Here is a 22500-nt window from a genome sequence, read left to right as displayed (position 1 = left end):
TGCAATCCGGTATGCTTAAGGATATACATCCTCAATAGCAGCATCTCGGACGTTACCTATGCGTGCAAAAGGAGTCCGCCGATTATCTAAAGATAAGCATCGGGCCCTTGGCAACCACTCAACGGCGTGTCTTGTCGGGGGCCTTGCGTGCAGGCATCTGCGGTACCGTGCCCTCTGGCAGGGCCGCAGTCTCCCAATAGCGCACCTGCTGCACCTGGCTCACAAGCGGCTCCGATCCGGCAAAGCGCCGATCCTCGCGCGGCGCCGGCTCGGCAAGACGCGGGGCCTCGCGCGGCGGGATCATCGGCCCCGTCATCCCCATCGCGGCCCGTGCAACCTCGGTCTCCTGCGCCATCTCGGGGGAGGTCCCGACCGGCCCCAGCCGCGCCATAGCCTGACGCACCCGGCCCAGATAGGCCGCACCGCGCCGTGGATCACGGGAATGGTAATAGCGGGTTGCGGCATCCCAGCTCCCTGTTTCCGCGCGCAACTCGCTCAGGTAACGGGCGGCATACTCAGTGTTGCGGGCCGGGTCGATCATCTCGTCCAGATTGGCGAAATTGTCGCCATGCCACCGATAATTGAGCTGCATACAGCCCACGTCGAAGCCGCGCACACCACGCGCCACCAATTGCCGCAAATGCGTCAACGCCTCTTGCTTGCCGGAATAGTAATAGCCCTTGCCCCGCACATTCGAGGTCCAGGCCCAGGCCTGAGCGCCCGCCTTCCCCTGTGCGCGCCCTGATTCCGTGCGTGCAATCGCGCGCAAGAGGCCTTTGGGCAGGCCATGACGCTCGGCGGCCTGCGCTGCCAATGCCTCGCAATTCGCGGAGCTGGAGAGAGCGAGGGACGGCACCCAGAATAGTGTCACACAAAGAAGGATAACATATTTCATGCCCCCTCTTTGCAAGCCTCGGGCCAAGTTTGACCCAAGGCCCGAAAACCTCAGCGCAGAAAATCAAAAAGGCTCTGCTGCGTGATCCTCACATAGGCCTGTTGGGTGGCATCCCGCGTCAGCATGGATTGCTGAAGTTTGGTCAGCGCATTGGCAAGGTCCAGGTCCTCCAGCCCCGACACCGCTTGGCTCATCGCGAGCTTGCGGTTGTCGATCAAGTCCGAATGCCGCGCGGCATCCGCAGACAAGGCCCCCAGCTGTGTGCGTTGGTCGATCAAATGCTCGGACGCCCCGCGCAGCCGGTCGATCACCGCATCTCGCGTGCGGCCTTGTGGCACCAGCGCCTGTGTGCTCCCTTCGGCATCGCGCGCCACCATCAGCACCCCGCCCGCATCTGGCTGACGGGCGACATTCGAAACCGTAACAGGGCCCTCGGCCGTCAGGATCAGACCGCCAGTTTCGGGGTCAAAGGCTGCGCTGATGCCGGTGGCCGTGGTCTGGGCATTAATCGCCTCGACTGCGCCCGACATGGCCCCTTCGGCGGCAACAAACGGCACCTTCGCCGTTCCCAATGGCCCTTCAAGTGTCATCGTCCACTCTGCGGGTGCTCGGGTCAACGCCGGATCAAGGCTCAGTTGCCCAGCCCCCGTGGCACTGGCGCGCGGCGCACTGCTGGCCGTGGACAGGCTGCCCAGAAAATCGTCGATCACGGCAAAGACATCACCGCCTTCTGCCCCCATGGCAAAGACCGCATCCCCGCTTAGGCCTGTGGGCAAGCTCAGGGATTCCGACACTTGCAACCGCGATTGCCCGCCATCGCCCTGATAGACCACGCCCCCTGGGCCATCAAGAAACGGATCGGATTGCGTGCCATAACCGCCGAACAGCGCGCGACCGCTCTCGTCACGGGCATTGGCAAGGCCCAAAAGACTGTCACGCAGCGCGCGGACCTCGGTGCTGATACTGTCGCGCTCTGTCGCCGTCGCCGTGTCAGAGGCCGCGCGCAGCGCTAATTCGCCAATCCGGCGCATGACATTTCCCGCCTCAGACAGAACCGTATCGGCCTGATCCAGCCGCGCGCCGGCCCGCTCAAGATTGTTTGAATAGCGATCTAGCGCCTCTTGCTGCTCTTTCGCCGCCGACAAGCGCAGCGCGCGCACCGGATCGGCAGAGGGGCGCGGATCGTTCACACCAGAGGAAATTTGCCCCTGAAGATCGGAAATCCGCTCATTCACCTGCGACAGATTGCGCGTGGTGACGTTGTGAAAAAAACTGGTGCCGATACTCATTCAGAGCCTCATATTGCTTGCAGCAGGGTGTCGAAGAGGGACCGCGCCACGGAAAGAACCTGCGCATTGGCCTGATAAGCCTGTTGCTGTTGCATCAATTGCGCCGCCTCGGCATCGAGATCGACACCGCCCAATTCGGATTCGGCGCGTGCCGCACTCTCGGCCTCGGCCTCGGCGGTGGCGACCCGGCTTTCGCTGGCCGTGACCTGCGCACCCGCCCGCTGTTGCAGGCTGGCAAAGCCGGTGGCATAGCCGCCCCGCCCGGTCAGCCCATCGCGCTGCCGCAGGTTGGCCAGCGTCTCGATGCTGCGTCCGTCCCCGGCCCCGCCGCTGCTGGGCGACAAGAGGTATCGGTCGCCTGTCACGCGCCCGCCCCCCAATGTCACCTCGATATCGCCGAAACGCGTGGTGCCTGACGCATCCAGCGTGCGCGACGCCAGATGTGCGCCGCTCTCGCTGTCAAAGAGGCCGACAAGACCGGTGGTGGCATCCAGAACCCGCAGTTCGCGTGCGCGCTCAGTGGCGGGGGCGTCGCTGATCTCACCGGCAAGCCGCAAGGCCCCCGTGCCGCCCATGACCACGATCAGATCCTCGTCGGGAATGTCGTTGAGGCGCAGCACAGAGCCACCGCCGCTTGCGACGCTGTCGACCGCCAATACCCGGTCATCCGTGGCCGTCAGACGCAGCGCGCCGCCCTCTGTGAGTTCGGCGCGCAGGCCCAAGGTCTCGAAGCCCGCCGCCGCAGCCCCCGGCTGCGCGTCAATCAGCATCTCGCCGTCAAGGGCGCTGAACTGGATTTCAACCCGGCCAAAGGCGGTGTTGATATGGCCCGTGCCGGGGAAGGTCGCGGGCAGCACGACCGCCCCTGCAGACACGCTGACAAAATGCTCTTGCCCGTTGAGCTTGATGGTGAAACTCGAGGGCAGGCTCCCGGCATCGAACGGCTGGCCAATGACAGTTGTCACCGGCGCATTGCCCACCCCCATGCCAAAGCGTGCCGACTCGCCCGCATCGCCAGGCAGGTGCAGCGCGGAACCGTCTAGCGTGCCACCCTCGGTCTCGAGAACAAGGCGGTTGTTTTCGTCAAACCGCGCGGTTACGCGACCCTCTTCAGGGCCGCTCACCACCGGCACACCACCACTCATGCGGATGCCATAATCCTGCGTCCCAAGGCTCACGCGCATCTGCGCGCCCTCGGGCGGCAACGCGGTGAGCGCCGCGCCAGTGATCCGGCTGGCAGGGGCCGTCGCGCGCAGATCAGCGGCCAGCGCCCGCGCCATGGCCGCCCCCGTGCCTAGCGCCGGATCGGCCTCGGCCGTCACCACGCGGCCATCGGCCCCGGTTAAGCTGATCCGCCGCAGGCTCTGATCCCCCGGTCCCGGCTCGGCCGGGGTCAGGGTCACTTGCGCCCCCGCCGCGCTGGTCTGCCGCGCAATAAGACCATTGGCAAATCCATCAGGCTCCGCCGTCTGCAAGATACCATTCTCGGTCACGCCAAAGCCGGCACTGCCGCTCAGGCGCACCGTGCCGGAAATCCGCGCCGCATCTGGCCCACCGGCCCCAAGGCTTGCCGTGCCCAACGCCGCGCCATCCGGTGCCAGCCGTGTGAGCGTCACGGGCTCGGTCCCGGAATGGGTCACGCGGCTTATCGATATATCCGCACCACTCGCCTCGACCAGCACCAGCCGCCCGCCATTGGGGGCAAGTTCAGCACGGATGCCGGTCGCCCCCGACTGTGCATTGATGGCCGCTTGCAGCCCTGCTGCACCGACCGCGCCCAGATCGGCCTCGATCGCCAAGGGTGTCAGGTTCTGCCCGGCAAGCTGAAAGGACAGCACGCCACTTGTGGGCACATCCAGCGACAGACGGGTTTCCGCCTCGGCGCGCACCGGCAAAGCGGTTGTCAGTTCCTGCGCCGCCCAGGCCGCATTGGCCCCTTCGGGCACGCGCAGCGTGCTGGATTGTGTGGCCCCCTCATAGCCGATCTCTACGCTCGGATTGGCCGGGGCCGGGGCGGTGCCAGTCCAGGTGGCAATCCCGCCCGCCTGCCCCAAGAGTGCCACGTGATCGCCACTGACCGATTGCCGCGTCAGGCTCAGCCCGCCATAGGGTGCGGCCCCGTCGAGGTAATCGGCATTATAGGACGCATCGGGGAAGAATCCGTTTTCCGGCGTCAGCAGCGCCGCAGCCGCGCTCGTGCCCAGAGGGGGACCAGAGAGTTGCCGCCCGTCGCGGGTAAAGACCGACAGCGCCGCCGCTGGCGCCGCATCCGCGACCACCACGCCCGCCAGGCTGCCCAGATCAGTCGCAAGGCTGGCCGAGAGGGGCAACGCCCCATCGCGCGCCAAAAGACTCAGCGTGTCGCCCGCGCCCTCAGCCATGAGCCCAAAGGCGCTCAGGCTCTCGCCCTCGATGGTTTGCACAGCACCGGTGTTGAGCGCCGCCGCCAGCGCGTCGCTCGTCAGACCCGCAGGCAGCGCGAATTGCGCCACACCTTCAGGCGTGGTCAGGCTCAACACCTGTGGCGTCGCCCCTGCAAACGGCCCAAGCTCCATCGCCGCAAGGCGCGGCTGCACTGACAAAGCGGCCTCAGCATGGCCCGCCGGGATCACCCCGACCACGCCCGCACTCAGGAATTCGACTGGCTCAGCGCTTAAAATCCCCGACAGATCACGCGGCCCAGCGACCTGTGTGCTCAGCGACGTGGCGCTCAACGTGGCCGTACCGCGATTGCCCGGTACGGCGCTGACCGTCAACGTGCCTGCGGCGGCAATCCCCTGCGGGTCGTCCAGCACCATGGTCATATGCCGCGCTGAGGCATCCTGCCGCGTCAGCGTGATCCGATCGCCATCCTGCGGCACGCCGCTCATTTCGATCCGCAATCCCGGCAGGCTGAGGGTCTGTTCGCCTGTCGCCAGAATCTGCCCGGCCGTATCGCGCGCCTGCCACAAACCAGTAGGCGCATCCTGCACCAAGGTCAGCGGCCCTTCGGGCATGATACCCGCATCCGTGATTGTCACACTGGCTGCGCCCGTGCCACGCATCAGCGCGCCCGGCGCAGCCTCCCATCCTGACACGGAAAAGAGCGCGCCGCCGCGCCCGCCCGTGGGCGTCAGGCCTTGGGAATGCACCGCGTTGATTTCCTCGGCCATCCGGCTGGCCCAGAGGTCAAGATCAGAGGCCGCCTGCGCCATGGCTCCTGCCGCATCCGCCAGCCCACCCAGCATCCCGCCGCGCAGGCTGGTCTGCACCTCGACCGCCTTGGTATCGGCGGACGTGACAATGTAGCGCCCCGCCGTGCCCTGCTCGATCCGCCCGGCGCGGCCGCGCTCCAGAACCATCGGCCCGCTGCCATCGGCCCCAAGCCGCACCGTCGCGCGGCCTGCGTCATCCAAGTCGACATTTATCGACACAAGTTCCGCCAAATTGACCAAGAGCCGGTCGCGCTGATCCAACAGAGGATTGCGCGCGCGCTCATCGGTCACTTGCGCCAATTGTTCCTGAACCTCGGCCAAACCGCTCAATACGGTGTTGGCCCGCTCCACGGTCTGAGCGGTCTCTTCGCGCACGTTGCGCGTCAGCACGTCGATCCCTTCGGCCAAATCGGCCACCCCCCCGGCCAGCGCTGTACTTGCACTCAAAACCGCTTGCCGCAGCCCTTGATCCTCAGGCACCTGTGACAACCCGTCGAGCGCATCGAAAAATCCGTCCAGCAGATCGGGCAAGCCACCCTCACCCGGCAAAAGCCGATCTTCCAGCGCCTGCACATGGCTCAGATGGGTCTCTGCCGCTCCCAACGTGCTCTGGGCATCGCGGCTGCGCGCGGCCACCAGCCCGTCAAAGGCGCGGCGGATGTCCACCACGTCCACGCCACCGCCCACGCCCACTTCCTGCATCACCGCATCGCGGCGGCGATAGCCGGCCGTGTCGACATTGGCGATATTCTCGCCAGTCACACCAAGAGCCGTACGATAGGCCAGAACCCCGCCGCGCCCGATGTCCATGAGGTCGACCATGGTTTACTCCTGTACCCCGCCCAGATGGGCAGAAAACTGGCGATAGATTGCCTCGGACAGGCCCAGACCCGCGCGCCCGGCCCCCACCTCGGTCAGCGTACTGTCGAGCAAGGATTGGGCTGTCTGGGTCGCAGAACTTTCCGTCAACGAGTCTCCAAACGACGCGGCGCGCCCCGATTGTAGGATCTGGTTGAGAAAAAGTGCCTCGAACCCCTCCGCCGCGCCGCGCAGCCGGTCCGCGTCGCGCGTGGCCTTGGTGGCAATCTTGTCGTCGGACAGGCTAGAAGCCTGACGCGCGTCAAACGCTGTGGCAAGCGGCGGCAAGGTCATGGCGATGCGCTCCTCAGATCACGATCAATTCGGCGCGCAGCGCACCCGCCCGGTGCAGCGCCTCGAGAATGGCCACCAGATCGGCGGCACTCGCCCCTACGGCATTGATCGCATCGACCAGCGAGGCCAACGACACACCCGGATCAAAGACGAAGGCGGGGTTGTTTTCCTGCTGCACGTCAATCTGCGTATCCGGTGTCACCACGGCATTGCCCGGCACCACCACGCCGCCATCCTGGCCATTGACGACCGTTGCGGCCTGATCGACATTGAAATCCTCGTTCACCCGCACCGTGAGCGAGCCATGCGAGACGGCAGCGGGCGTCACCCGCACCATGCCACCAATGACCACCGTGCCGGTACGCGCATTGATGATGACCTGCGCCGGCGGCGCAGCGGGATCGACATCGATATCCTGCAAGAGCCCCATGAACGGCACGCGTGCTGCCGGATCGGCGGGCGCACGCACCCGCACCGAACTGCCGTCAAAGGCAACGGCCACGCCCTGGCCAAACTGCGCATTGATCGCATCGGCCACATTGCTCGCGGTCGAAAAATCCGGGCGGTTGAGATTCAGCACAAAATATTCAGTTTCGAGAAAGGATGTCTCGACCATCCGCTCGACCGTTGCACCACGCGGTACGCGGCCCACGGTGGGCACATTGACCACCACAGATGAGCCGTCACCGCCCTGAACCCCCAGACCACCGACCACCAGATTGCCTTGGGCAATGGCATAGACCTCGCCATCCGCCCCCATCAGCGGCGTCATCAGAAGGGTGCCACCCTGCAACGACTTGGCCTTGCCAGCAGTCGAAACCGTGACATCCAAAACCTGACCGGGCTTGAGAAAGGGCGGCAATTCCGCCGTCACCATCACCGCCGCCGCGTTCTTGGCATCCAGATCATTGGTCCCCACCTCGAGCCCGAGACGCGAGATGATGGATTGCATGGATTGCCGCGTCAGCCCCGAATTGCCATCGCCCGAACCATTGAGGCCCACGACAAGGCCATAACCCACCAAAGGGTTTGACCGCACCCCGGCCACATCGGCCAGATCCTTGAGCCGGTCGGCCAGCGCCGCCCCTGGCACAAGGCAGACAAGCAACAGCAAAAAGCGCAACATACCCGCGCCCATCATAGCGGCGACACGGTTTCAAAGGCGCGGCGCAGCCAGCCTTGCTTGGCGGTATCAGCCACGTCACCGGCACCCACATATTTGATCTCGGCATGAGCGATCCGGTCAGACCGCACGACGTTGTCGGCGGAAATATCCGTGGGCCGCACCACGCCGCGCAGGCGGATGTATTCCTGACCATTATTGAGCGTGAGTTGCTTTTGCCCAACGATTTCCAAATTGCCGCCGGGCAGCACCCGCACAACGGAAACCGACACACGGCCCGTCAGAGAATTGGACTGCGTGGCATTGCCCCGTCCGGCATAACTGCGGGTGGTGCCACTGGTCAGCCGCCCATCGTCAAAGCCGAAAGACAGAACGTCCGGCAGGTCCAGCTCGAAGCTGTCGGTCTTGCTAGAACCCGCCGCCTGCGACTTGCTGGCGGCAAACCGCTCGGAGAATTCGACCGTGAGAATGTCACCCACGGACCGCGCGCGCCGGTCGGCGACGAAGAGACCGTTGGAGTATCCGGCATAGATCGAGCCTGTCGGCATCAGGCGCGATTGCTGCACCTCTTCGACCGGGTAAACCGGTGCATAAAGCTCCGACTCCGCCTCTTCGATCTGGGTGGAACACCCGGCCAGCGCAACAATCGTGACAGCGGTGCAAGTAAGACGGCGCATCAAGGTCCCCTTCAGAGGTTATTGGCGAGATAGCTCATCATCTCGTCCGAGGCCGAGATGGAGCGCGAGTTGATTTCATAGGCGCGCTGCGCTTCGATCATGTCGACCAGCTCCTGCACCACATTTACATTCGAGGTTTCCAGCGTGCCCTGAAGCAAGGCCCCCATGCCGTCCTCGACAGGATTGCCCACGACCGGCGCGCCGCTGGCGGTGCTCTCGACCACAAAGGTTTCGCCCACCGGCTCTAGCCCACGTGGGTTGGCGAATTGCGCAAGGGTCAACTGCCCCACCTCTTCGGCCTCGACCGCATCGGGCAAGGTCACGCTGATAATTCCATCGCGGGAAATGCTGATGCTGGTGGCCTCGGGGGGGATCTGGATTTCGGGCTGCACGACATAGCCGCTCGACGTGGTCAGGACACCATCGGCATTCTGCGAAAACGTGCCGTTGCGGGTGTAACCGATCCGCCCGTCGGGCATCAGCACCTGAAAGAACCCCTTGCCGTCAATCGCCAGATCAAGCGCGTTGTCGGTCGTGGTCAGGCTACCTTGGGTATACATCTTTTCGGTGCTGACCAGCCGCACACCCGTGCCCAGCGTGGTGGGGGCAGTCTGCTCGGTCGCCTCGGACGTCTGCGCGCCCGCAGGCCGCAGCGTCTGATAGAGCAGCGTTTCGAAGTTGGCGCGGTCGCGCTTGAATCCGGTGGTGTTGACGTTGGCCAGGTTGTTGGAAATCACCTGAATACGGGCTTGCTGCGCATTCAGCCCGGTTTTGGCCACATGCATCACGTTCGAGGACATCGGCGCTGCCTTTCCTGAGGTCTCTGTTCGATCTCAGTGTGCAAACCGCGTGCCAGCCCGATCGGGTCTTACGACCAATGCCCCGGCAATTTTAGCCCCATGCCCGAAAAAGGAGAGGGCTCACCGCCTCAAGTCGCGCGCGCAGGTCTCGGGGCGGGCGTTTTGGGGCATCGCTGCGCACCACTTGGCAAACTCTGCCGCCGCGCGCTCCTGTACCGCCAGCCGCGCCTTGGGCTCCAACTCGGCCATCGACACCTCGCGCAGCGCGAAAGCGCCAGGCTCCTCGAACGCGGCCCCAAGAGTGAACCACAGCGCGGCTTCGTCCATCTTGGCGGGCAGGCGCAACTGCGCCTCCACCCGGCCAATCGCCGCAAACTGTCCCGGCATGCCATCCTCGGCCCGCGCGCTCAGATCTGCCCGCAACCGATCCGCCAGTCGCGCCCGCGCGGCTTCTGTCAGACGCTCCAATAGCAGATCACTCACCGCGATTGCCCGCGTCTCGCCCGCCAGACGTGCGCGCCAGGCCCAATAGGTCGCCGCCTGATCGTCCTGCGGCACGCCCTGTCCGCGCGCCAGCATCACCGCCAGATTGACCTGCGCCGCGCGGTGCCCGGCCTGCGCCAGATCGGCAAAGATCGCCACAGCCGCCCCGGCCTGCCCATCTTGTGCCAGGGCCACGGCCCGGCCGAAATCCGGCGTGGACCCGGCCATCGCCGCCGCACCGCAAACCCAGACCGCAGAAGCCAGCAGAAACCGCCGCATCTATTTGCCCGCCATCATCACCAGTTGCAGATACATCATGCGCCGCCGCTCACCATCGGGGCGCTGCTCATAAACCACTAGGCGATGCCGCTGCGTCGGCGTCATCTCGACATCAATACTGACCGCCTCGGGCAAATGAATATCATGCTGCGCCAAGAGCGCCTTGGGATCGGCCAAGAGTGCGGTGCTGAAAGCGCGGTCGATCCAGCTCCGCGCCAAGGCCCGCCCAAGGATTTCCGGCAAATGCCGCTCGACCAGCGAGATATCGTGCAGATTGGTGCTCCGCCGCACCAGAGGAAAGGCGTCGGGGGTCTGACCCGGCGCGGCCTGTCCTGCAGCCCGGCGCAACATCCTGAATTTCGACAAGGCGCCCGCCACTCTGCCCACTCCTTCTGGTTTCTCTGCGTCGCGCAGGCGACACGGTTCCACACACGTACAACGGCAAAAAACCGTGTCAGTTTAGCGCCGCTTGGCGCGGTCCTTGCATTTTGCCCTGCATGACCCGGATTTCATCCCGCCAACCGCTCATCATCTTTGCCCTGACAGCAAGTCTCGGGCCAATAGCGCTTGGGGCCGCAAGCCTCTGGATCCTGCGTCAGGTCCCCGCTGTGCCGCAGCTATCGGCCTCGCCTGCGCCCACGTCAGAGGCCCCCGCCGGGCCCGAGCCGCGCCGCTATCTGCCGCTCAGCCTGCCGGTGACGGTGACGCTGCCCGACGGCGGCGGCACGCTCAGCATCGGTTTGGGCATTGCCCTGCGCGAGGCGGGTAGTCTCGAACTCATGGCCCGGCTGTCCGACCGCCAACTCGAGGCACAGGCAGAATTGGCCGAGGTCGTGCTGCGCGCTGCCGAGAGTTATCCCGCCGACACCCGCCTCGCGGCGCTACGCAACAGCCTGCCCGAGACACTGAAAGAGGCGATGAACGCCCGGCTGATCGCCATGAGCGAGGAGCCTGCCATTCTAGAGGTTCTGATACTCGACTGGGCCCATGCGCCCTGATTGGCAGGCTTCTTGCAGCCCCGAAACAAATGCTAAGCCCGTGAAAGGAAATCCCATGATCGCTATGCGCCAGACCTTCATCCCCGCCCCCGGCACCGATCCGCACAAGATGGGCGTTGAACTCGTGCTCTGCGACGAAAATGGCGAACCGCGGCGTCAACATGTCTGGGGTCTGGTGCGTTTGCTGCGCCGCCTCTGCTGAGGTGAAGCAGCCTAGTACCATCAGCGACGCTGCCGCATATGGTCACGAAACCGCAGACCAAAGCCCAAGCCGCCCACGGCACAAATTCCCCAACCGATCATCAGCGGTGCCGGCATCAGCCCCGCCACCGCCGTTGCCCATCCGGGTTGCAGGTAAATCCCTGCGATCAACCCGCCCGCGATCGTCAGAAACATCCGCAGCCGCAGGCAGGTGGCGCAGGTCTGTTCCTGCCTGCCCGCCATCAGCGCGGCCCAGCCTTGCGATCGCAGTTCAGATAGACAAGATTGGCCCGGCCCCGCCCCGCGCGCTGCGCCGCCTTGGCCGAAAGCATATCGGCGGTGCGCCGCACGGCATCGAGCGCCTCGGCGAGGATCGTGATGCGGTCCTGTGCGCCATCCTCAGACAAGGACGCACCACCCACCAGCGCAATAACCGCGCAGCGCAGGGCATGATCAGCGCGCGACACCGCCGCCTGATCCCCCGTCTCTGCGGCTTCGATGAGCGCCTTCGTCAAGCTCCGTATCTGATCGCCAAGAAGGCTATAGGTCATCTGTTGCACCACACGTGTCATACCGCCTGCGCCTTGACCTGCGACCCGATTTGCTGCCAAGCGTCCAGAATATCGCCCATTGCGGCGGCAGCCTCTGCCAGGCGCGCGCCCTCTTCACCGCGCAACCCCTTGAGCACGTGGAACCGCGCGAATTCATAAAGCTGGAAAAGATCCCCCGCCAAATCGCCGCCCGCCTCGAAATCGAGGCTCGATTGCAGGATATAGATCGCGGTCAGAACCCGGTTGACGTGATCCGACGGCAACGGGCGCGCCTCTTGTTGGGTGCGCGCCAAGACACCGAGCGAGCGGTTGAGTTCCCGAAGCGTGACAAAAACGATGTCATAGGGATCGGTGGCTGATTCCTGCACGAGGGTCTCGGCCTGACGGTAACGGGAACGGGCGAAGGCGAAACTCATCGAAACTTCCTTTGACATGATTGCCAGATGTGTTTTTCAAAACGGCAAATCACGTCAGGATGTTAGCCCCGGCAGTATTCCTGCCGGGGCCTGGCCTCAGGCCGCGACGCTGGCCTTGCGCTCATCACCCGAAACCAAGGCGCTGACGGCCACAACCATGCCCACCTCGCCCCCCGAGAGGACAGCGATACCGCTCATGTCGCGCATCCCGGACAAAACGCCCTGCAAGGGACGCAGCATCACAAGCTGCTGACCCAAGAGCTCATCAACCGGGATTGCGATGCGCGTCTCATTGCTGCTTACCACCACATAGAGTCGCGCGCCGCGCGCCACCTCTGCGGTCTCGGGCATCAACGGATGCACCGGTACCAACGCACCCTCATCGATATTGAGCATCCGTGTTGCCCCAGAGGCCGACACCGGCAAGATGCGGTCGGTCTGAAGGATACGGTGAATCGCATCCACGGGCAGCACATAGCGCACATGCCCCACCCGCACCACCATACCATCAAGCACAATCATATGCTGCGGCACCCGCAGATGGAATCGCACCCCAGCCCCGGCAGGTAGGCTGACACGGCGCAGCGCGCCCTTCTTGCGAACCATCTCATCGGCCAGCGCGGCATAGGCAGGGGAAGCCGGAGCCTCGGGACTGTTATCGGTCAGCTCGACCCGCACGTGATCGCTCTCGGCCTCGACCGATATATGGAACCGCGATGCGGGATATTCCCCAGTCAGCCGCAGATTGACCAGAGTCTTGAGCGGCCCGCGCAATTCCTCGATCAACATCTGGTCGAGCATCGCGTCGCCGCCGACATAGGTGACAGAAGCATCGACACCGATCTTGCGCGCGCGCGTGGCCACATAGGCCTTGAGCGGGCGCAACAGCACTTCGGCAGGGCGCGACCGTTGCGCCACGCTTTCCTGTTGCAGATGCGACAACTCTGCCGAAAGCTGCGCGCCCGACTCGCTGATTTCCTGAAGTCGCAGATGGTGCTGGTCCAGCCGGTCGCGCAGGACCGAGCGCACGCGCTGCTCCAATTCGCCCACCCCAGCGGCGCGCAGCGCCTCCATCACATCCTGCACCAGATCGACCGAAGCAAGCTGTGTCAGCTCATGCTCCAACTGCGCGTGGCTGGCGGAGATAGCCCCCACCGCCTCGAGCAAGGCCAGACTGTCGCCCACATCCGACATCGGGATGAGATCAAACGTGTCGGGCTCTGCCGCTGCGGCCTCTGGTGCTTCGCGCACCTTGAGAGCCTGCGCCATCATCAGCCGCGTGCCTGTCGGATCCAGCATCGCGAGCCGCTCGACCATCCGGTCCTCTTCGAGGCTTGACGCCACGAGGAAATCAAACAGCGTGGCCTTGTCCAGAAACACCGTGACGTTGGTGATCATCCGCACGACGCCCGTGGTGATCCACTCAAGGAACCCCTGCGCCAGTGCATCATCGTCATTCAGGTCAGCCCGCAGCACGTAGAAATGCATGCCCTCCTTGATCGCCTCATGGGCGGTCTTGACGCTCTCCGGTGACATCACCCGGTGGAATTCCGGCGGCAGGCCCAATCGCGATTCGATGCTCTTGGCGGTCATCACGCCGCTGGCCACGAAACAGGCGTTGGTCGCCTCTTCGAACATCTTTTCAATCCGCGAGGTATCGGGCGTATCCCCCTGATCCAGCGCATCGAACACCAGTTCCATCGTGTCGACAAACCCGCGCCCCATCTGAAGCAGGATCACATCCGGGGCCTTCTGGTCGACGCGCACCCGCGCGAAGAGGTCGATCAGCGCCATCGTAAGTTGCGAGGCCGTGTCGATCCGGTAATTCAGACAGGCGAAATGCACCTGCCGCATCAATGTGTCAAACGCCGGGAACCAGTTGGCCCCCGCCTCGACGCTGCGCGCCTCCATTCCCTTGCGCAGGCTTTGCAGCGTCTCAAAGATATGTTCAACGCACCAAGCGCCCAAGAGCTTGCTTGGTGGCATCATCTCGGTATCGAACACCGACGCGGGTAAACTGCGCTCGACGCTGACCAATTCCTCATACAACGCCAGTTCAGCAGCGCGATACGCATGGCCCGCCGGCTCTTGTGACAGCCTGTGGGCGCTGTCAACCAACCGCACGTATCCGCGCGGCGCAGCCAGATCGGCAATACGCTCGGCCAGGTCGCGCCGCTCGTCCATTGTGCAGGGCGTATCGCCCCCCATCCGCGTGCCCTGATCGGCAATCAGCGGGTAAAGCTCTGCGACAGCTTGGAAAAAAGCCCGGCCATCGGCGGCCGGATCAATTGGGCCGCGCGTTTGCACCGGGGCGGCGTCAGCGCCGCCAAAATCTTGCGCTGCGCGCGCGCGCAACGCCGCAACATGGCCTTTTGCCGCGGCGTGGCCAATGCCCTTGGCCTCGGCCATCGGATCGAGCAGCGCGACCCAACCGGCCAGATCAAGCTGTTGCGCGGCATAGCGCAGACCATCGGCCTCCTTGCGCAGGGCGGCGGGGCTGGAGTCCTCCGACCAATTCGCGCAGAGCGCGTCCAGTTTTTCAAGCGTCTTGGCCACCATATCGGCAAAGATCTGGTGATAGGTCTGATCGGCCCGTAGCTTGCCCTCCGTGACCTCGACCACGGGCTTGGGCCGCGCCGCTGCCTTCTTGACCGGCGCGGCTTTGGCTTCCGCTTCGGGTTTCGGTGCGGGTTCGGGCTCTGCAACCGGCTCTGGGACCACATCGGCGGCGGGCTCTGGCATCGGCTGTGGTTCGGGGGCGGGCTCTTCGGCAACCTCAGGCGCGGCGCTCTCCCCGCTCAACAGGCGGCGGATCGCGGCACTCAGGTCGCGCGTTGCGGCGAGGTCCGGCGCATCTCCGCTCAGGACCGGCTCCAACAAGGCCAGCCAATCGGCAAAGTTCAGTTGCCCGGCGGCATAATGCAGGTTGTCCGCCTGCTTGCGCGCGGCGCTCGGGCCGGAGTCATCGGCCCAATCCGCGACCAGCGCATCGAGCGCGGCGCAGGTCTTTTCGGCCATTTCGTTGAAAATCTTGTGATGCTCCGGGTCGGGTGCCAAGAGCTTGCCCTCTGTCACCTCGGCCACGGTCTTGACCTGCGGCGCGGGTTCGGGTTCTGGCCCCGCCTCCGGCTCAACTTCGGGCGCTGAGGCCTCTTCGACTTCAGGCTCGGCTTCAGGCTCTGACTCGTCCTCCGGCTCGAACTCCAGCTCGTCATCATCGCCTTCGAATTCGTCAAAATCCGCGCCGTCGCCTCCGTCCAACTGATCCAGCAAACCAGCCAGTCCCATGTCAAAGACGGGGGCCTTGGCTTTGGGGGCTGATGCCGGTTCAGGTTCAGGTTTCGGTGCGGGCACTTCTTCGGCGGCATCCACCTGTGGGACAACTTCGTCCTGCGGCGCGGGCGCGACCGCGTCGGCCTCTCCCCCTGTCAAACGCCCGATCATCGTGCGCAAATCCTGCTTGAGCCCAGCTGTCGGGCCCGGCTCCACATCGGCTCGGGTGTCGGCTGTCTCTTCGAGCATGCCGCGCAGCGCATCGCCGGTGCGCATCAGAATATCGGTGATCTCAGCACTCAGCGGCACACCTTCGTCACGCACCAGCCCGATCAGATCCTCGGCCAGATGTGCCAAACCCTCGACCTGCGCCAATCCCAGCACGCGAGAGTTGCCCTTGAAGGTATGGACGGCCCGGAACAGCGCGCCGATATGCGCGCCCATGTCGCCTTTGCCCCCTTCGAGGGCATCGAGCGCCGCTTCCATTGCGTCAAGGGACTGCGCGCCGTCATCGGCATACAGCATCCAGATTTCGTCCATCTCATCCATCATGGTGTCACCCGCCCAGTGGGTTGCATTGTGGCCCTCAGGCCCCGACCAGCGCCCGCATCACGCGCGTCAACTCGTCTCCGGTCTTTTCCTCTAGGTCATGCGACACCGTGCCGGAGGGCTTGGAAACCACCCCATCCGCACCCAGTTCGCGTGCCTTGGCCGCCAGGGGCGAGCCTTGCACTGTAACCGACGACAGCATGCAGATCTTGGCCCGCGTCTTGAGCTTGGCGTGACGCAGAAACTCAAGCCCGTCCATCACCGGCATCTCGATGTCGAGCAGGATCAGGTCGAGGTCCGGCAGATCTGGCAACTTGTCCAGCGCCTCTTGCCCATTGGCGGCCTGTGCCACCAGCTTGAAATCCTTGCGCGATTTCAGAAAGCTGGAGATGTAGAGCCGCATCATTGCGGCATCGTCCACCACCATCACATTGTAAACCATTGTCTTTTCTCCGAATTATCTGGAACTGAACGAGCAGAAAGCGGCACCGCGCCGCCCCTGCCCCGCCCCATCAGAAGCCGTTAAAGCCGCGTGCGTCGAGATCGAGCGATCCACCGCCGTTGACACGCCCGTTGGGCTTGCCGCTCATCATCGCCTGAATCTGCGCCAACATCTCAGGCGTGAGGCCATTGAACCCGCTCATCGGCATGGCCGTAGCTGTACGACGCAGCTTGAAGCGACCGATTTCCTCTTTCATCTGCTGGGTCGCCGCGCTCATCTCGGCGGCTCCGGCGGCGAGTTCGTCTGCCTGCTGGCTGGTATCCAGTGCAGATTTGGCGATTTCGGACATGGCCATCGAAATCTGCGCAACACCGCGCGATTGCTCGGCCCCAGAGCGGTCGATCTCTTCGACGATTTCCTTGACCTGCGTGATCTGTTGGGAAATGCCGGTAAAGGCTTCGGAGGTTTCATCGGCGATCCGCACACCTGCATTAACCCGGTTCGACGCGTCCTCGATCAGATCCGAAGTTTCGCGCGCCGCCTTGGCGGACCGTCCCGCAAGGTTGCGCACCTCTTGTGCCACCACGGCAAAGCCGCGCCCGTGCTGTCCCGCCCGCGCCGCCTCGACCGCCGCGTTCAGCGCCAGAAGGTTGGTCTGGAAAGCGATTTCGTCAATCACCTTGATGATCTTGGCGATGTCCTGTGACGAGGTCTTGATGCCATGCATGGCTGTGACCATGTCCTTGATCTTGGCGGCACCCTGATCGGCCAGCCCCACGGCGCTGTTCACGTATTTCGACGCATTCTGTGTCGACTCGGCATTTGCGCGCACCTGCTGGTCGGTCTGGTTGACCGACGCAGACACCTCTTCGACCGAAGCCGAGGCGACTTGAGAATTGGTCGAGAGGGTCTGGCTCGAATGGGCCACCTGATTGACCGTGGTTGCGACCTGATCCACCTGCTCAGCAATGACCGCGAAGGCGCTGTTGAGGCTGCCAAAGGCCTGCTCGAAGGACTCGATCACGCTGCGGTATTCCCCTTTGAACTTGGACAGATCCGCCTGCACGTCAAGATTACCCGCAACGATGGAGTCCGACAGCGTGCGAATTTCATTCACAACGCCACGGAAATTACCGCGCACCTTCTCTATGATATGGTTGAGAAACACCTTCTTGCCCGGCATCTGCGGGAAGGGCACATCGAAATTACCTTCGCCAAACTCCTCGACCACATTCATCGCCAGTTTCTTGGTGTCGATATGGGCCTTCACCATGGCGTTGATCAGATTGGCCGCCTCGTGCACCTCCGGAAGCTGAAACAGATCAGCCGCGATCTTGACCTCAATATCGCCCTTGTTGTGTTCTTCGGCCATATGGGCGATCTGAGTCAGCAGCGTTTGGAACTGGCTCATGATAAGGTTCTGTTCAGCCCCCAAGCGTTGCTGTTCGCTGCGGTCTTGCAACTCCACAAGGAACGCCTCGGTTTTACCGGTCGCGCCGACTATTGGGACCGCAGAGAGCGCAAGCATAACCTCTTTCATTTCAATCTTGGAGAACATCGGCTCTGTCAGCCGCGCCAGCATTTGGCGTTGATGGCTTGGCTTGGCGTGGAATTCGTCAACGCAGGTGCCAATAATCGAATTGGCCCGAAAGTTCGGCATTTGCTCACGTATGATAGGCTCTAACGCCTCAAATGCAGAGATTGCTGCGCCATTTGCATAATGGATCACCAAGTCCGAGTCCGCAATCATGACAGGGTTTGTCAGTTGGTCATAAAACGCGGCAGCGCTCTGCCAAAACGGGACATCATTCGTTGTTTTGTTCATCTGGTCATTCCTGAGTGTATCGCCGGTGGGCTGGTCCGGTGCGGGCTGGGGGGAAGGTGTCTCGGTCGTCGGCGTTGATGCCGACCGAGACGTGAAAACGGGTTCCTGATCAGTATTCCGGGGATTGGACTTTGGGGTAGCCATGGATCAGGCCTCGGCCATCATCGGCGGGATGAGGGCGTCATCCTCGACCAGAAGGTTGACATTGAGCAGGATCGCCACTCGCTCCTCCAGACGACCCAACCCCAACACAAGGCTGCGGCCCTCGGAGCCCGAGAAACTATGTGTCCGGTCAATCTGGCTCGCCGGAATGTCGAGCACCTCGTTGACGCCATCAACAATCAGACCCACCGGCGCATCGCTCACTTGCAGCACAATCACCACAGTGCGGTCATCATAGGTCTTGTCCGGCATGCCAAAGCGCAGCCGCACATCCATCAGCGGGATCACCTTGCCCCGCAGGTTGATCACACCCTTGATGTAATGCGGCACGTCCGGCACGCTCATGATCCGTTGCAACCCGACTATCTCGGTCACAACTCCGATCGACACCCCGTAGAGTTCGGACCCGATCGGAAAGGTCAGATACATGGTGTCGATGGAATCCGACGGCTCGGCCTGGAGCTCGTTCTGTGGTGTCTGCGTATCGGCTAACGCGGTTTTAGTCATGGTCAGACTCCTCTATGGGTCAGTCGGGGGGCCGGGGCGGCAGTTGCCCGCTGGGTTGCAGATGTCGTGCCAACCGAAGCCAGCAGTTTCTCCGCCATCTGGTCGAGCGGCACTTGTGCCAGCGCCGCCCCTCTCTCCCACGCGCGCGCAGGCATGCCGTAGACCAGCGATGTGGCCTCGTCCTGAACAAAGGTCTGCGCCCCGGCGAGTCGCGCGGCCAGCAGTCCGTTGGCACCGTCGCTGCCCATACCGGTCAGCACAGCGGCACTCAGGCGCGGCGCAGCAACTTTAGCGGCCGATGTCAGCAGAACGTCGATCGACGGCGTCGAATAACAAACCGGATTGCCTGCCGTCACCTCGACCGCCAAGCCACCCGCAGCGGCACGGCGCAGGCGCATATGCCGCTCACCTCCCGGCGCAATGAGGGCCAGACCGGGGCTGAGCCGGTCGCCCTGTCGCGCCTCGCGCACCTCGATGGCACAGGTCGCATTGAGCCGTCGGGCAAAAGCCTCGGTAAAGCCGGCGGGCATGTGCTGAACAATGACGACAGGCGGGCAATCGACAGGCAACGCCTGCAAGACGGTGCCCAGCGCCTGCACCCCGCCCGTCGAGGCCCCAAGCGCGATCACCCACTCACGCGACAGCACAGGTGTCGCAAGGACTTGCGACGACACTGGCGCGGCAACCGCGACCGAGGTCTGCATCCGCTGCATATCGACCTGCGCCACCGCCCGCACACGCGCAGCTATGGTTGCCAGTGCGATCGTGTCCATCATGCCCGGTGCCACGCCTTGCGGCTTGGGCATCACATCGACCGCCCCGGCCTCCAGCGCCTCGATACTGCGCCGCGCCCCAAGCTGGGTTGTCGAGGACACCACGATGGTCGGGATACGCAGCCGCGCCGTGGTCTGACGCAGGAATTCCATACCGCCAAGCCCCGGCATTTCCAGATCGAGCGTGATTACATCCGGGCGGCGCACCATGACAAAGTCATACGCCTCTTCGGCGCTCGCGGCCTCGCCGATCACCTCGATACCAGGATCAGCACCAAGGGTCCGGGTCAAGAAACGCCGGAAGAAACTTGAATCATCGACAACAAGCACCGTTACGGGTGCAGCAGAGCGGGTCATTATGACCTCCTTCGGTAAAGACCGGTGGCGACAGGCTCCCAGAGGGTGCCCAGTTGGCGCACGGACTCCGTCACAGAGGTGATCAGCCAGCCACCCGGCTCGACCACGTCATAGAGGGCATTCACCGTGGCAACCTGATCGGCCCGGTCGAAATAATAGAGCACGTTGCGGCAGAAGACGGCCTGAAACGGGCGGTTGAACGGATAGGGAGTCGCCTTGAGGTTCATGCGTCGAAAGGTGCAAGCCCGGCGCAATTCAGGTGCCACCCGATATTGATCCAGCCCCGCAGGCGTGAACCAGCGCTTCACCCGCGCAGGGTCGGTCTGCGAAAACTGACGGGCGGAATAGATGCCCAACTCGGCCCGCTCGACCACCGGCTCGCTGATATCGGTGCCCAGAATATGCGTGCGGTTGAGCACGCCAGACCCCAACCGCTCGGCCAGCATGATCCCGAGCGTATAGGCCTCCTCCCCACTGGAACAGGCAGCCGACCAGAACCGGAATTCGGGGCGCTCCTTGAGTTCGGGCAAGGCCAGATCCATAAAATTGTCCAATACCTCGATCTCGCGGAAGAAATAGGTATGGTTGATTGAGGCCGCATGCAGCACCGCAAGCTGAAGGTCCTGCGCGCCTGCGCGGTCCAATTCACGCGCCAGATGGTTCAGATCAGGCAGTCCGAACCGCCGCAAAACGCGCTCCATTCGCTGCCGCAGCAAATTGGCCTTGGACGGGCCAAAGGTGATCCCGCAGCGGCGGCTCAACCAATCGCGCAGCTGCTCGAATCCGGCCTGATCCGCATGGACCTGCATCAACGCCCGCCTCCGTTAGCCAGCCGCTCGCAATCAAGCACCATCGCCACCTCGCCCGAGGACAAGAGCGCAAAGCCCCAGCTCGCGCGCACCCGCGTCAGCGTGCCCTCAAGCGGCTTCATCACCACCTGCTGACGATCAAGAATTTCATCGACCGGCACGGCAATCGGTCCAGAGGTCGACTCGAACACGATGAAGACCATTTCCGACAACGGCGGCAGTTCACTGCGCATGCCGTCGAAAAATTTTTCCAACCGGCAGACCGGAATGAACCGATCCCGCTGCCGCAGCATTTCGCACCCACCCTCGGCGGCCAAGGCCAGATGATCCCCAAAGCCGGGTTTGACGATCTCGGCAATGTCGTCGATCGGCACGCAATAGAGCTGCGTGCCCAGCCGCAGGATCACGCTATCTAAAAACGCCAGCGACACCGGAATATGCAACGACACGGTTGTGCCTTTGCCTTCTTCGCTCTGCACCCCGATGCGCCCGCGCAGGTCCTTCATCGTGGTATTGAGCACATCCATACCCACGCCGCGCCCCGACAGGGTCGTCACCGACTCGGCGGTTGAAAAGCCAGGTTCGAAGATCGCCTTCCAGACGGCGGCATCTTCGGGCTCTTCGGTCGGGCCAAACAGACCCCGCTCGCGCGCCTTGGACAAGATTTTATCCCGGTTCAGCCCGCGACCGTCGTCGATCACCTGAATCCGCACTTCGCTGCCCACCTGCGCGGCCGACAGGACAATACGCCCCGCAGGCGATTTGCCCGCCGCCTCGCGCTCGGCCGGCGGCTCCAGCCCATGATCGGCGGAATTGCGCACCACATGCAGCAGCGGATCGTAAAGTCGATCCGCCACCAGCTTGTCGATTGATGTATCCTCGCCACGCATCACGAGGTCGATCTGTTTTCCGGTCTCGCGCTGCAATTCGCGCACCATGCGCTTGAGCCTGCGAAACACCTCATCCACCGGCACCAACCGCAGTTCACTCGCGGCGTCCTGCACCTCGCCTACGATCATCGACAGGCGGTGCGCGGCCGCCTCGAACCCCACAAGGTCGAGATTGGCCAGTTCCGGCGCGTTGATAGTTTCGGATACCGACAGCGACAACTCTCCCACGAGGTCCATCAAGCGCCCGATCTTATCTGACGAAACGCGCAACAACGCGCCGCCCGAGGCCTGCTCGGGCACCTGCTCTGCACGCGCCGTCATGCCTGCGGCCCTCGTTCAGGACACAGTTTGTTTGGGAACACACTCGCCATGTGATCAGGTCTTTCTCAAACTGTCGGCTTGATTGCCGGTGACATCTGCACGCAGGACTGCAACCGGCGTGCCAGACTACGAAGCGCCGTCAGGCGGCATCTTCGGCATTCCCATCGAAATTGAAAATACAGACGCCCTCGAATCCGGTAGATCGAAAGAGAAAGGTTTTCTTCATCGTCTGGATAAAGCCCCCGTGCTTCTTTTCGAAATTCTTGAGGTCCGCGATACTTGGAAAGAACAGGTTGACGGAAATGTCACCCTCTTTGCCAATCATGACGGTCAAGCCTGAGATACGGCATTCCGGAATCGCATTCCCCAGAATCTCCGTGATGAAAGGGGCCGCGATCTGTGCCGCATCGAGGCTTGGAAACTTGAGATGATACGTTTTCGATAACATTGTTGCCTACCAGTTGAGCTCTTCTGAGTTTCCAAACGGACCCTTGCTCAAAAATGTGAGCGCCCTGGCGACATATCTCCCGAGTA

Annotated in this window: 22 protein-coding genes; 2 read left to right on the top strand and 20 right to left on the bottom strand. The window is 63.3% G+C overall.

What is annotated here, in order from left to right:
- Positions 1 to 118: 118 nt before the first annotated feature.
- The 9 genes from AACZ65_RS03905 to AACZ65_RS03865 all read right to left on the bottom strand — a co-directional run bounded on the left by AACZ65_RS03905 (position 119) and on the right by AACZ65_RS03865 (position 10270).
- Positions 119 to 895 (bottom strand): transglycosylase SLT domain-containing protein, encoded by a 777-nt coding sequence (locus AACZ65_RS03905; protein WP_339668214.1) that lies wholly within the window; start codon positions 893 to 895, stop codon positions 119 to 121.
- Between the two features lie 50 nt (positions 896 to 945).
- On the bottom strand, positions 946 to 2184 hold the full coding sequence (flgL, locus tag AACZ65_RS03900; RefSeq protein WP_339668212.1) for a flagellar hook-associated protein FlgL: 1239 nt from the start codon (positions 2182 to 2184) through the stop codon (positions 946 to 948).
- An 8-nt stretch (positions 2185 to 2192) separates the two neighbouring features.
- Positions 2193 to 6200: a flagellar hook-associated protein FlgK gene (gene flgK, locus AACZ65_RS03895; RefSeq protein WP_339668210.1), complete on the bottom strand. Its 4008-nt coding sequence runs from the start codon at positions 6198 to 6200 to the stop codon at positions 2193 to 2195.
- 3 nt (positions 6201 to 6203) lie between these two features.
- Positions 6204 to 6530, bottom strand: coding sequence for a rod-binding protein (locus AACZ65_RS03890; RefSeq protein WP_052115349.1), 327 nt, complete (start codon positions 6528 to 6530; stop codon positions 6204 to 6206).
- Positions 6531 to 6543: 13 nt separating this feature from the next.
- Positions 6544 to 7656: a flagellar basal body P-ring protein FlgI gene (locus AACZ65_RS03885; protein ID WP_339668205.1), complete on the bottom strand. Its 1113-nt coding sequence runs from the start codon at positions 7654 to 7656 to the stop codon at positions 6544 to 6546.
- A gap of 11 nt (positions 7657 to 7667) precedes the next feature.
- On the bottom strand, positions 7668 to 8330 hold the full coding sequence (locus tag AACZ65_RS03880) for a flagellar basal body L-ring protein FlgH (protein WP_245875178.1): 663 nt from the start codon (positions 8328 to 8330) through the stop codon (positions 7668 to 7670).
- An 11-nt stretch (positions 8331 to 8341) separates the two neighbouring features.
- On the bottom strand, positions 8342 to 9130 hold the full coding sequence (gene flgG / locus AACZ65_RS03875) for a flagellar basal-body rod protein FlgG (protein ID WP_037273792.1): 789 nt from the start codon (positions 9128 to 9130) through the stop codon (positions 8342 to 8344).
- 120 nt (positions 9131 to 9250) lie between these two features.
- Complete coding sequence (locus tag AACZ65_RS03870) at positions 9251 to 9892, bottom strand: sel1 repeat family protein (RefSeq protein WP_339668202.1); 642 nt, start codon at positions 9890 to 9892, stop codon at positions 9251 to 9253.
- Positions 9893 to 10270: a hypothetical protein gene (locus tag AACZ65_RS03865; protein WP_339668200.1), complete on the bottom strand. Its 378-nt coding sequence runs from the start codon at positions 10268 to 10270 to the stop codon at positions 9893 to 9895. It lies immediately after the preceding gene.
- Between the two features lie 119 nt (positions 10271 to 10389).
- Between AACZ65_RS03865 and AACZ65_RS03860 the strand changes: the two genes are divergently transcribed.
- On the top strand, positions 10390 to 10890 hold the full coding sequence (locus tag AACZ65_RS03860) for a hypothetical protein (RefSeq protein ID WP_339668198.1): 501 nt from the start codon (positions 10390 to 10392) through the stop codon (positions 10888 to 10890).
- Positions 10891 to 10945: 55 nt separating this feature from the next.
- The gene (locus tag AACZ65_RS03855) at positions 10946 to 11092 is read left to right on the top strand and encodes a hypothetical protein (protein WP_170062569.1); all 147 of its coding nucleotides are present in this window, start codon (positions 10946 to 10948) and stop codon (positions 11090 to 11092) included.
- A gap of 20 nt (positions 11093 to 11112) precedes the next feature.
- Here AACZ65_RS03855 and AACZ65_RS03850 read toward each other — a convergent pair whose 3' ends face one another.
- The 11 genes from AACZ65_RS03850 to AACZ65_RS03800 all read right to left on the bottom strand — a co-directional run bounded on the left by AACZ65_RS03850 (position 11113) and on the right by AACZ65_RS03800 (position 22414).
- A complete protein-coding gene (locus AACZ65_RS03850; protein ID WP_037273785.1) occupies positions 11113 to 11334 on the bottom strand; it encodes a hypothetical protein in 222 nt (73 codons plus the stop codon).
- Positions 11334 to 11663 (bottom strand): hypothetical protein, encoded by a 330-nt coding sequence (locus AACZ65_RS03845; RefSeq protein WP_339668194.1) that lies wholly within the window; start codon positions 11661 to 11663, stop codon positions 11334 to 11336. Before AACZ65_RS03845 ends, AACZ65_RS03850 begins: the two co-directional genes overlap by 1 nt.
- The gene (locus AACZ65_RS03840) at positions 11660 to 12058 is read right to left on the bottom strand and encodes a flagellar protein FliS (protein ID WP_037274128.1); all 399 of its coding nucleotides are present in this window, start codon (positions 12056 to 12058) and stop codon (positions 11660 to 11662) included. Before AACZ65_RS03840 ends, AACZ65_RS03845 begins: the two co-directional genes overlap by 4 nt.
- Positions 12059 to 12154: 96 nt before the next feature.
- Complete coding sequence (locus tag AACZ65_RS03835; RefSeq protein ID WP_339668191.1) at positions 12155 to 15883, bottom strand: chemotaxis protein CheW; 3729 nt, start codon at positions 15881 to 15883, stop codon at positions 12155 to 12157.
- A gap of 34 nt (positions 15884 to 15917) precedes the next feature.
- On the bottom strand, positions 15918 to 16322 hold the full coding sequence (locus tag AACZ65_RS03830) for a response regulator (protein ID WP_037273780.1): 405 nt from the start codon (positions 16320 to 16322) through the stop codon (positions 15918 to 15920).
- Between the two features lie 70 nt (positions 16323 to 16392).
- Positions 16393 to 18051 carry a methyl-accepting chemotaxis protein gene (locus AACZ65_RS03825; protein WP_339668189.1) on the bottom strand — a complete coding sequence of 553 codons (1659 nt, stop codon included), beginning with the start codon at positions 18049 to 18051 and terminating at the stop codon, positions 16393 to 16395.
- 243 nt (positions 18052 to 18294) lie between these two features.
- Positions 18295 to 18816, bottom strand: a complete 522-nt coding sequence (locus tag AACZ65_RS03820) for a chemotaxis protein CheW (protein ID WP_339668187.1) — start codon at positions 18814 to 18816, stop codon at positions 18295 to 18297.
- A 2-nt stretch (positions 18817 to 18818) separates the two neighbouring features.
- Positions 18819 to 19946, bottom strand: a complete 1128-nt coding sequence (cheB, locus tag AACZ65_RS03815; RefSeq protein WP_339668185.1) for a chemotaxis-specific protein-glutamate methyltransferase CheB — start codon at positions 19944 to 19946, stop codon at positions 18819 to 18821.
- Positions 19946 to 20755, bottom strand: coding sequence for a protein-glutamate O-methyltransferase CheR (locus AACZ65_RS03810; RefSeq protein ID WP_339668183.1), 810 nt, complete (start codon positions 20753 to 20755; stop codon positions 19946 to 19948). Before AACZ65_RS03810 ends, cheB begins: the two co-directional genes overlap by 1 nt.
- The gene (locus AACZ65_RS03805) at positions 20755 to 21966 is read right to left on the bottom strand and encodes a chemotaxis protein CheW (RefSeq protein WP_339668181.1); all 1212 of its coding nucleotides are present in this window, start codon (positions 21964 to 21966) and stop codon (positions 20755 to 20757) included. Before AACZ65_RS03805 ends, AACZ65_RS03810 begins: the two co-directional genes overlap by 1 nt.
- Before the next feature lie 139 nt (positions 21967 to 22105).
- Positions 22106 to 22414, bottom strand: a complete 309-nt coding sequence (locus AACZ65_RS03800; RefSeq protein ID WP_008279897.1) for a hypothetical protein — start codon at positions 22412 to 22414, stop codon at positions 22106 to 22108.
- Positions 22415 to 22500 lie beyond the last annotated feature (86 nt).

The sequence above is a fragment of the uncultured Roseovarius sp. genome, from assembly GCF_963972555.1.
Taxonomy (GTDB): domain Bacteria; phylum Pseudomonadota; class Alphaproteobacteria; order Rhodobacterales; family Rhodobacteraceae; genus Roseovarius; species Roseovarius mucosus.
The sequence above is the reverse complement of the archived record's forward strand: the minus strand, read 5'-3'. Positions and strand labels throughout refer to the sequence as shown.

Coding starts and splice junctions, on each gene's coding strand:
- AACZ65_RS03880 (WP_245875178.1), bottom strand. CDS start 8,330: ATGCGCCGTCTTACTTGCACCGCTGTCACGATTGTTGCGCTGGCCGGG.
- AACZ65_RS03850 (WP_037273785.1), bottom strand. CDS start 11,334: ATGGCGGGCAGGCAGGAACAGACCTGCGCCACCTGCCTGCGGCTGCGG.
- AACZ65_RS03805 (WP_339668181.1), bottom strand. CDS start 21,966: ATGACGGCGCGTGCAGAGCAGGTGCCCGAGCAGGCCTCGGGCGGCGCG.
- AACZ65_RS03820 (WP_339668187.1), bottom strand. CDS start 18,816: ATGACTAAAACCGCGTTAGCCGATACGCAGACACCACAGAACGAGCTC.
- flgL (WP_339668212.1), bottom strand. CDS start 2,184: ATGAGTATCGGCACCAGTTTTTTTCACAACGTCACCACGCGCAATCTG.
- AACZ65_RS03885 (WP_339668205.1), bottom strand. CDS start 7,656: ATGTTGCGCTTTTTGCTGTTGCTTGTCTGCCTTGTGCCAGGGGCGGCG.
- AACZ65_RS03845 (WP_339668194.1), bottom strand. CDS start 11,663: ATGACACGTGTGGTGCAACAGATGACCTATAGCCTTCTTGGCGATCAG.
- AACZ65_RS03800 (WP_008279897.1), bottom strand. CDS start 22,414: ATGTTATCGAAAACGTATCATCTCAAGTTTCCAAGCCTCGATGCGGCA.
- AACZ65_RS03855 (WP_170062569.1), top strand. CDS start 10,946: ATGATCGCTATGCGCCAGACCTTCATCCCCGCCCCCGGCACCGATCCG.
- flgG (WP_037273792.1), bottom strand. CDS start 9,130: ATGTCCTCGAACGTGATGCATGTGGCCAAAACCGGGCTGAATGCGCAG.
- AACZ65_RS03905 (WP_339668214.1), bottom strand. CDS start 895: ATGAAATATGTTATCCTTCTTTGTGTGACACTATTCTGGGTGCCGTCC.
- AACZ65_RS03870 (WP_339668202.1), bottom strand. CDS start 9,892: ATGCGGCGGTTTCTGCTGGCTTCTGCGGTCTGGGTTTGCGGTGCGGCG.
- AACZ65_RS03890 (WP_052115349.1), bottom strand. CDS start 6,530: ATGACCTTGCCGCCGCTTGCCACAGCGTTTGACGCGCGTCAGGCTTCT.
- AACZ65_RS03810 (WP_339668183.1), bottom strand. CDS start 20,755: ATGCAGGTCCATGCGGATCAGGCCGGATTCGAGCAGCTGCGCGATTGG.
- flgK (WP_339668210.1), bottom strand. CDS start 6,200: ATGGTCGACCTCATGGACATCGGGCGCGGCGGGGTTCTGGCCTATCGT.
- AACZ65_RS03840 (WP_037274128.1), bottom strand. CDS start 12,058: ATGAGTTTCGCCTTCGCCCGTTCCCGTTACCGTCAGGCCGAGACCCTC.
- AACZ65_RS03835 (WP_339668191.1), bottom strand. CDS start 15,883: ATGATGGATGAGATGGACGAAATCTGGATGCTGTATGCCGATGACGGC.
- cheB (WP_339668185.1), bottom strand. CDS start 19,946: ATGACCCGCTCTGCTGCACCCGTAACGGTGCTTGTTGTCGATGATTCA.
- AACZ65_RS03830 (WP_037273780.1), bottom strand. CDS start 16,322: ATGGTTTACAATGTGATGGTGGTGGACGATGCCGCAATGATGCGGCTC.
- AACZ65_RS03860 (WP_339668198.1), top strand. CDS start 10,390: ATGACCCGGATTTCATCCCGCCAACCGCTCATCATCTTTGCCCTGACA.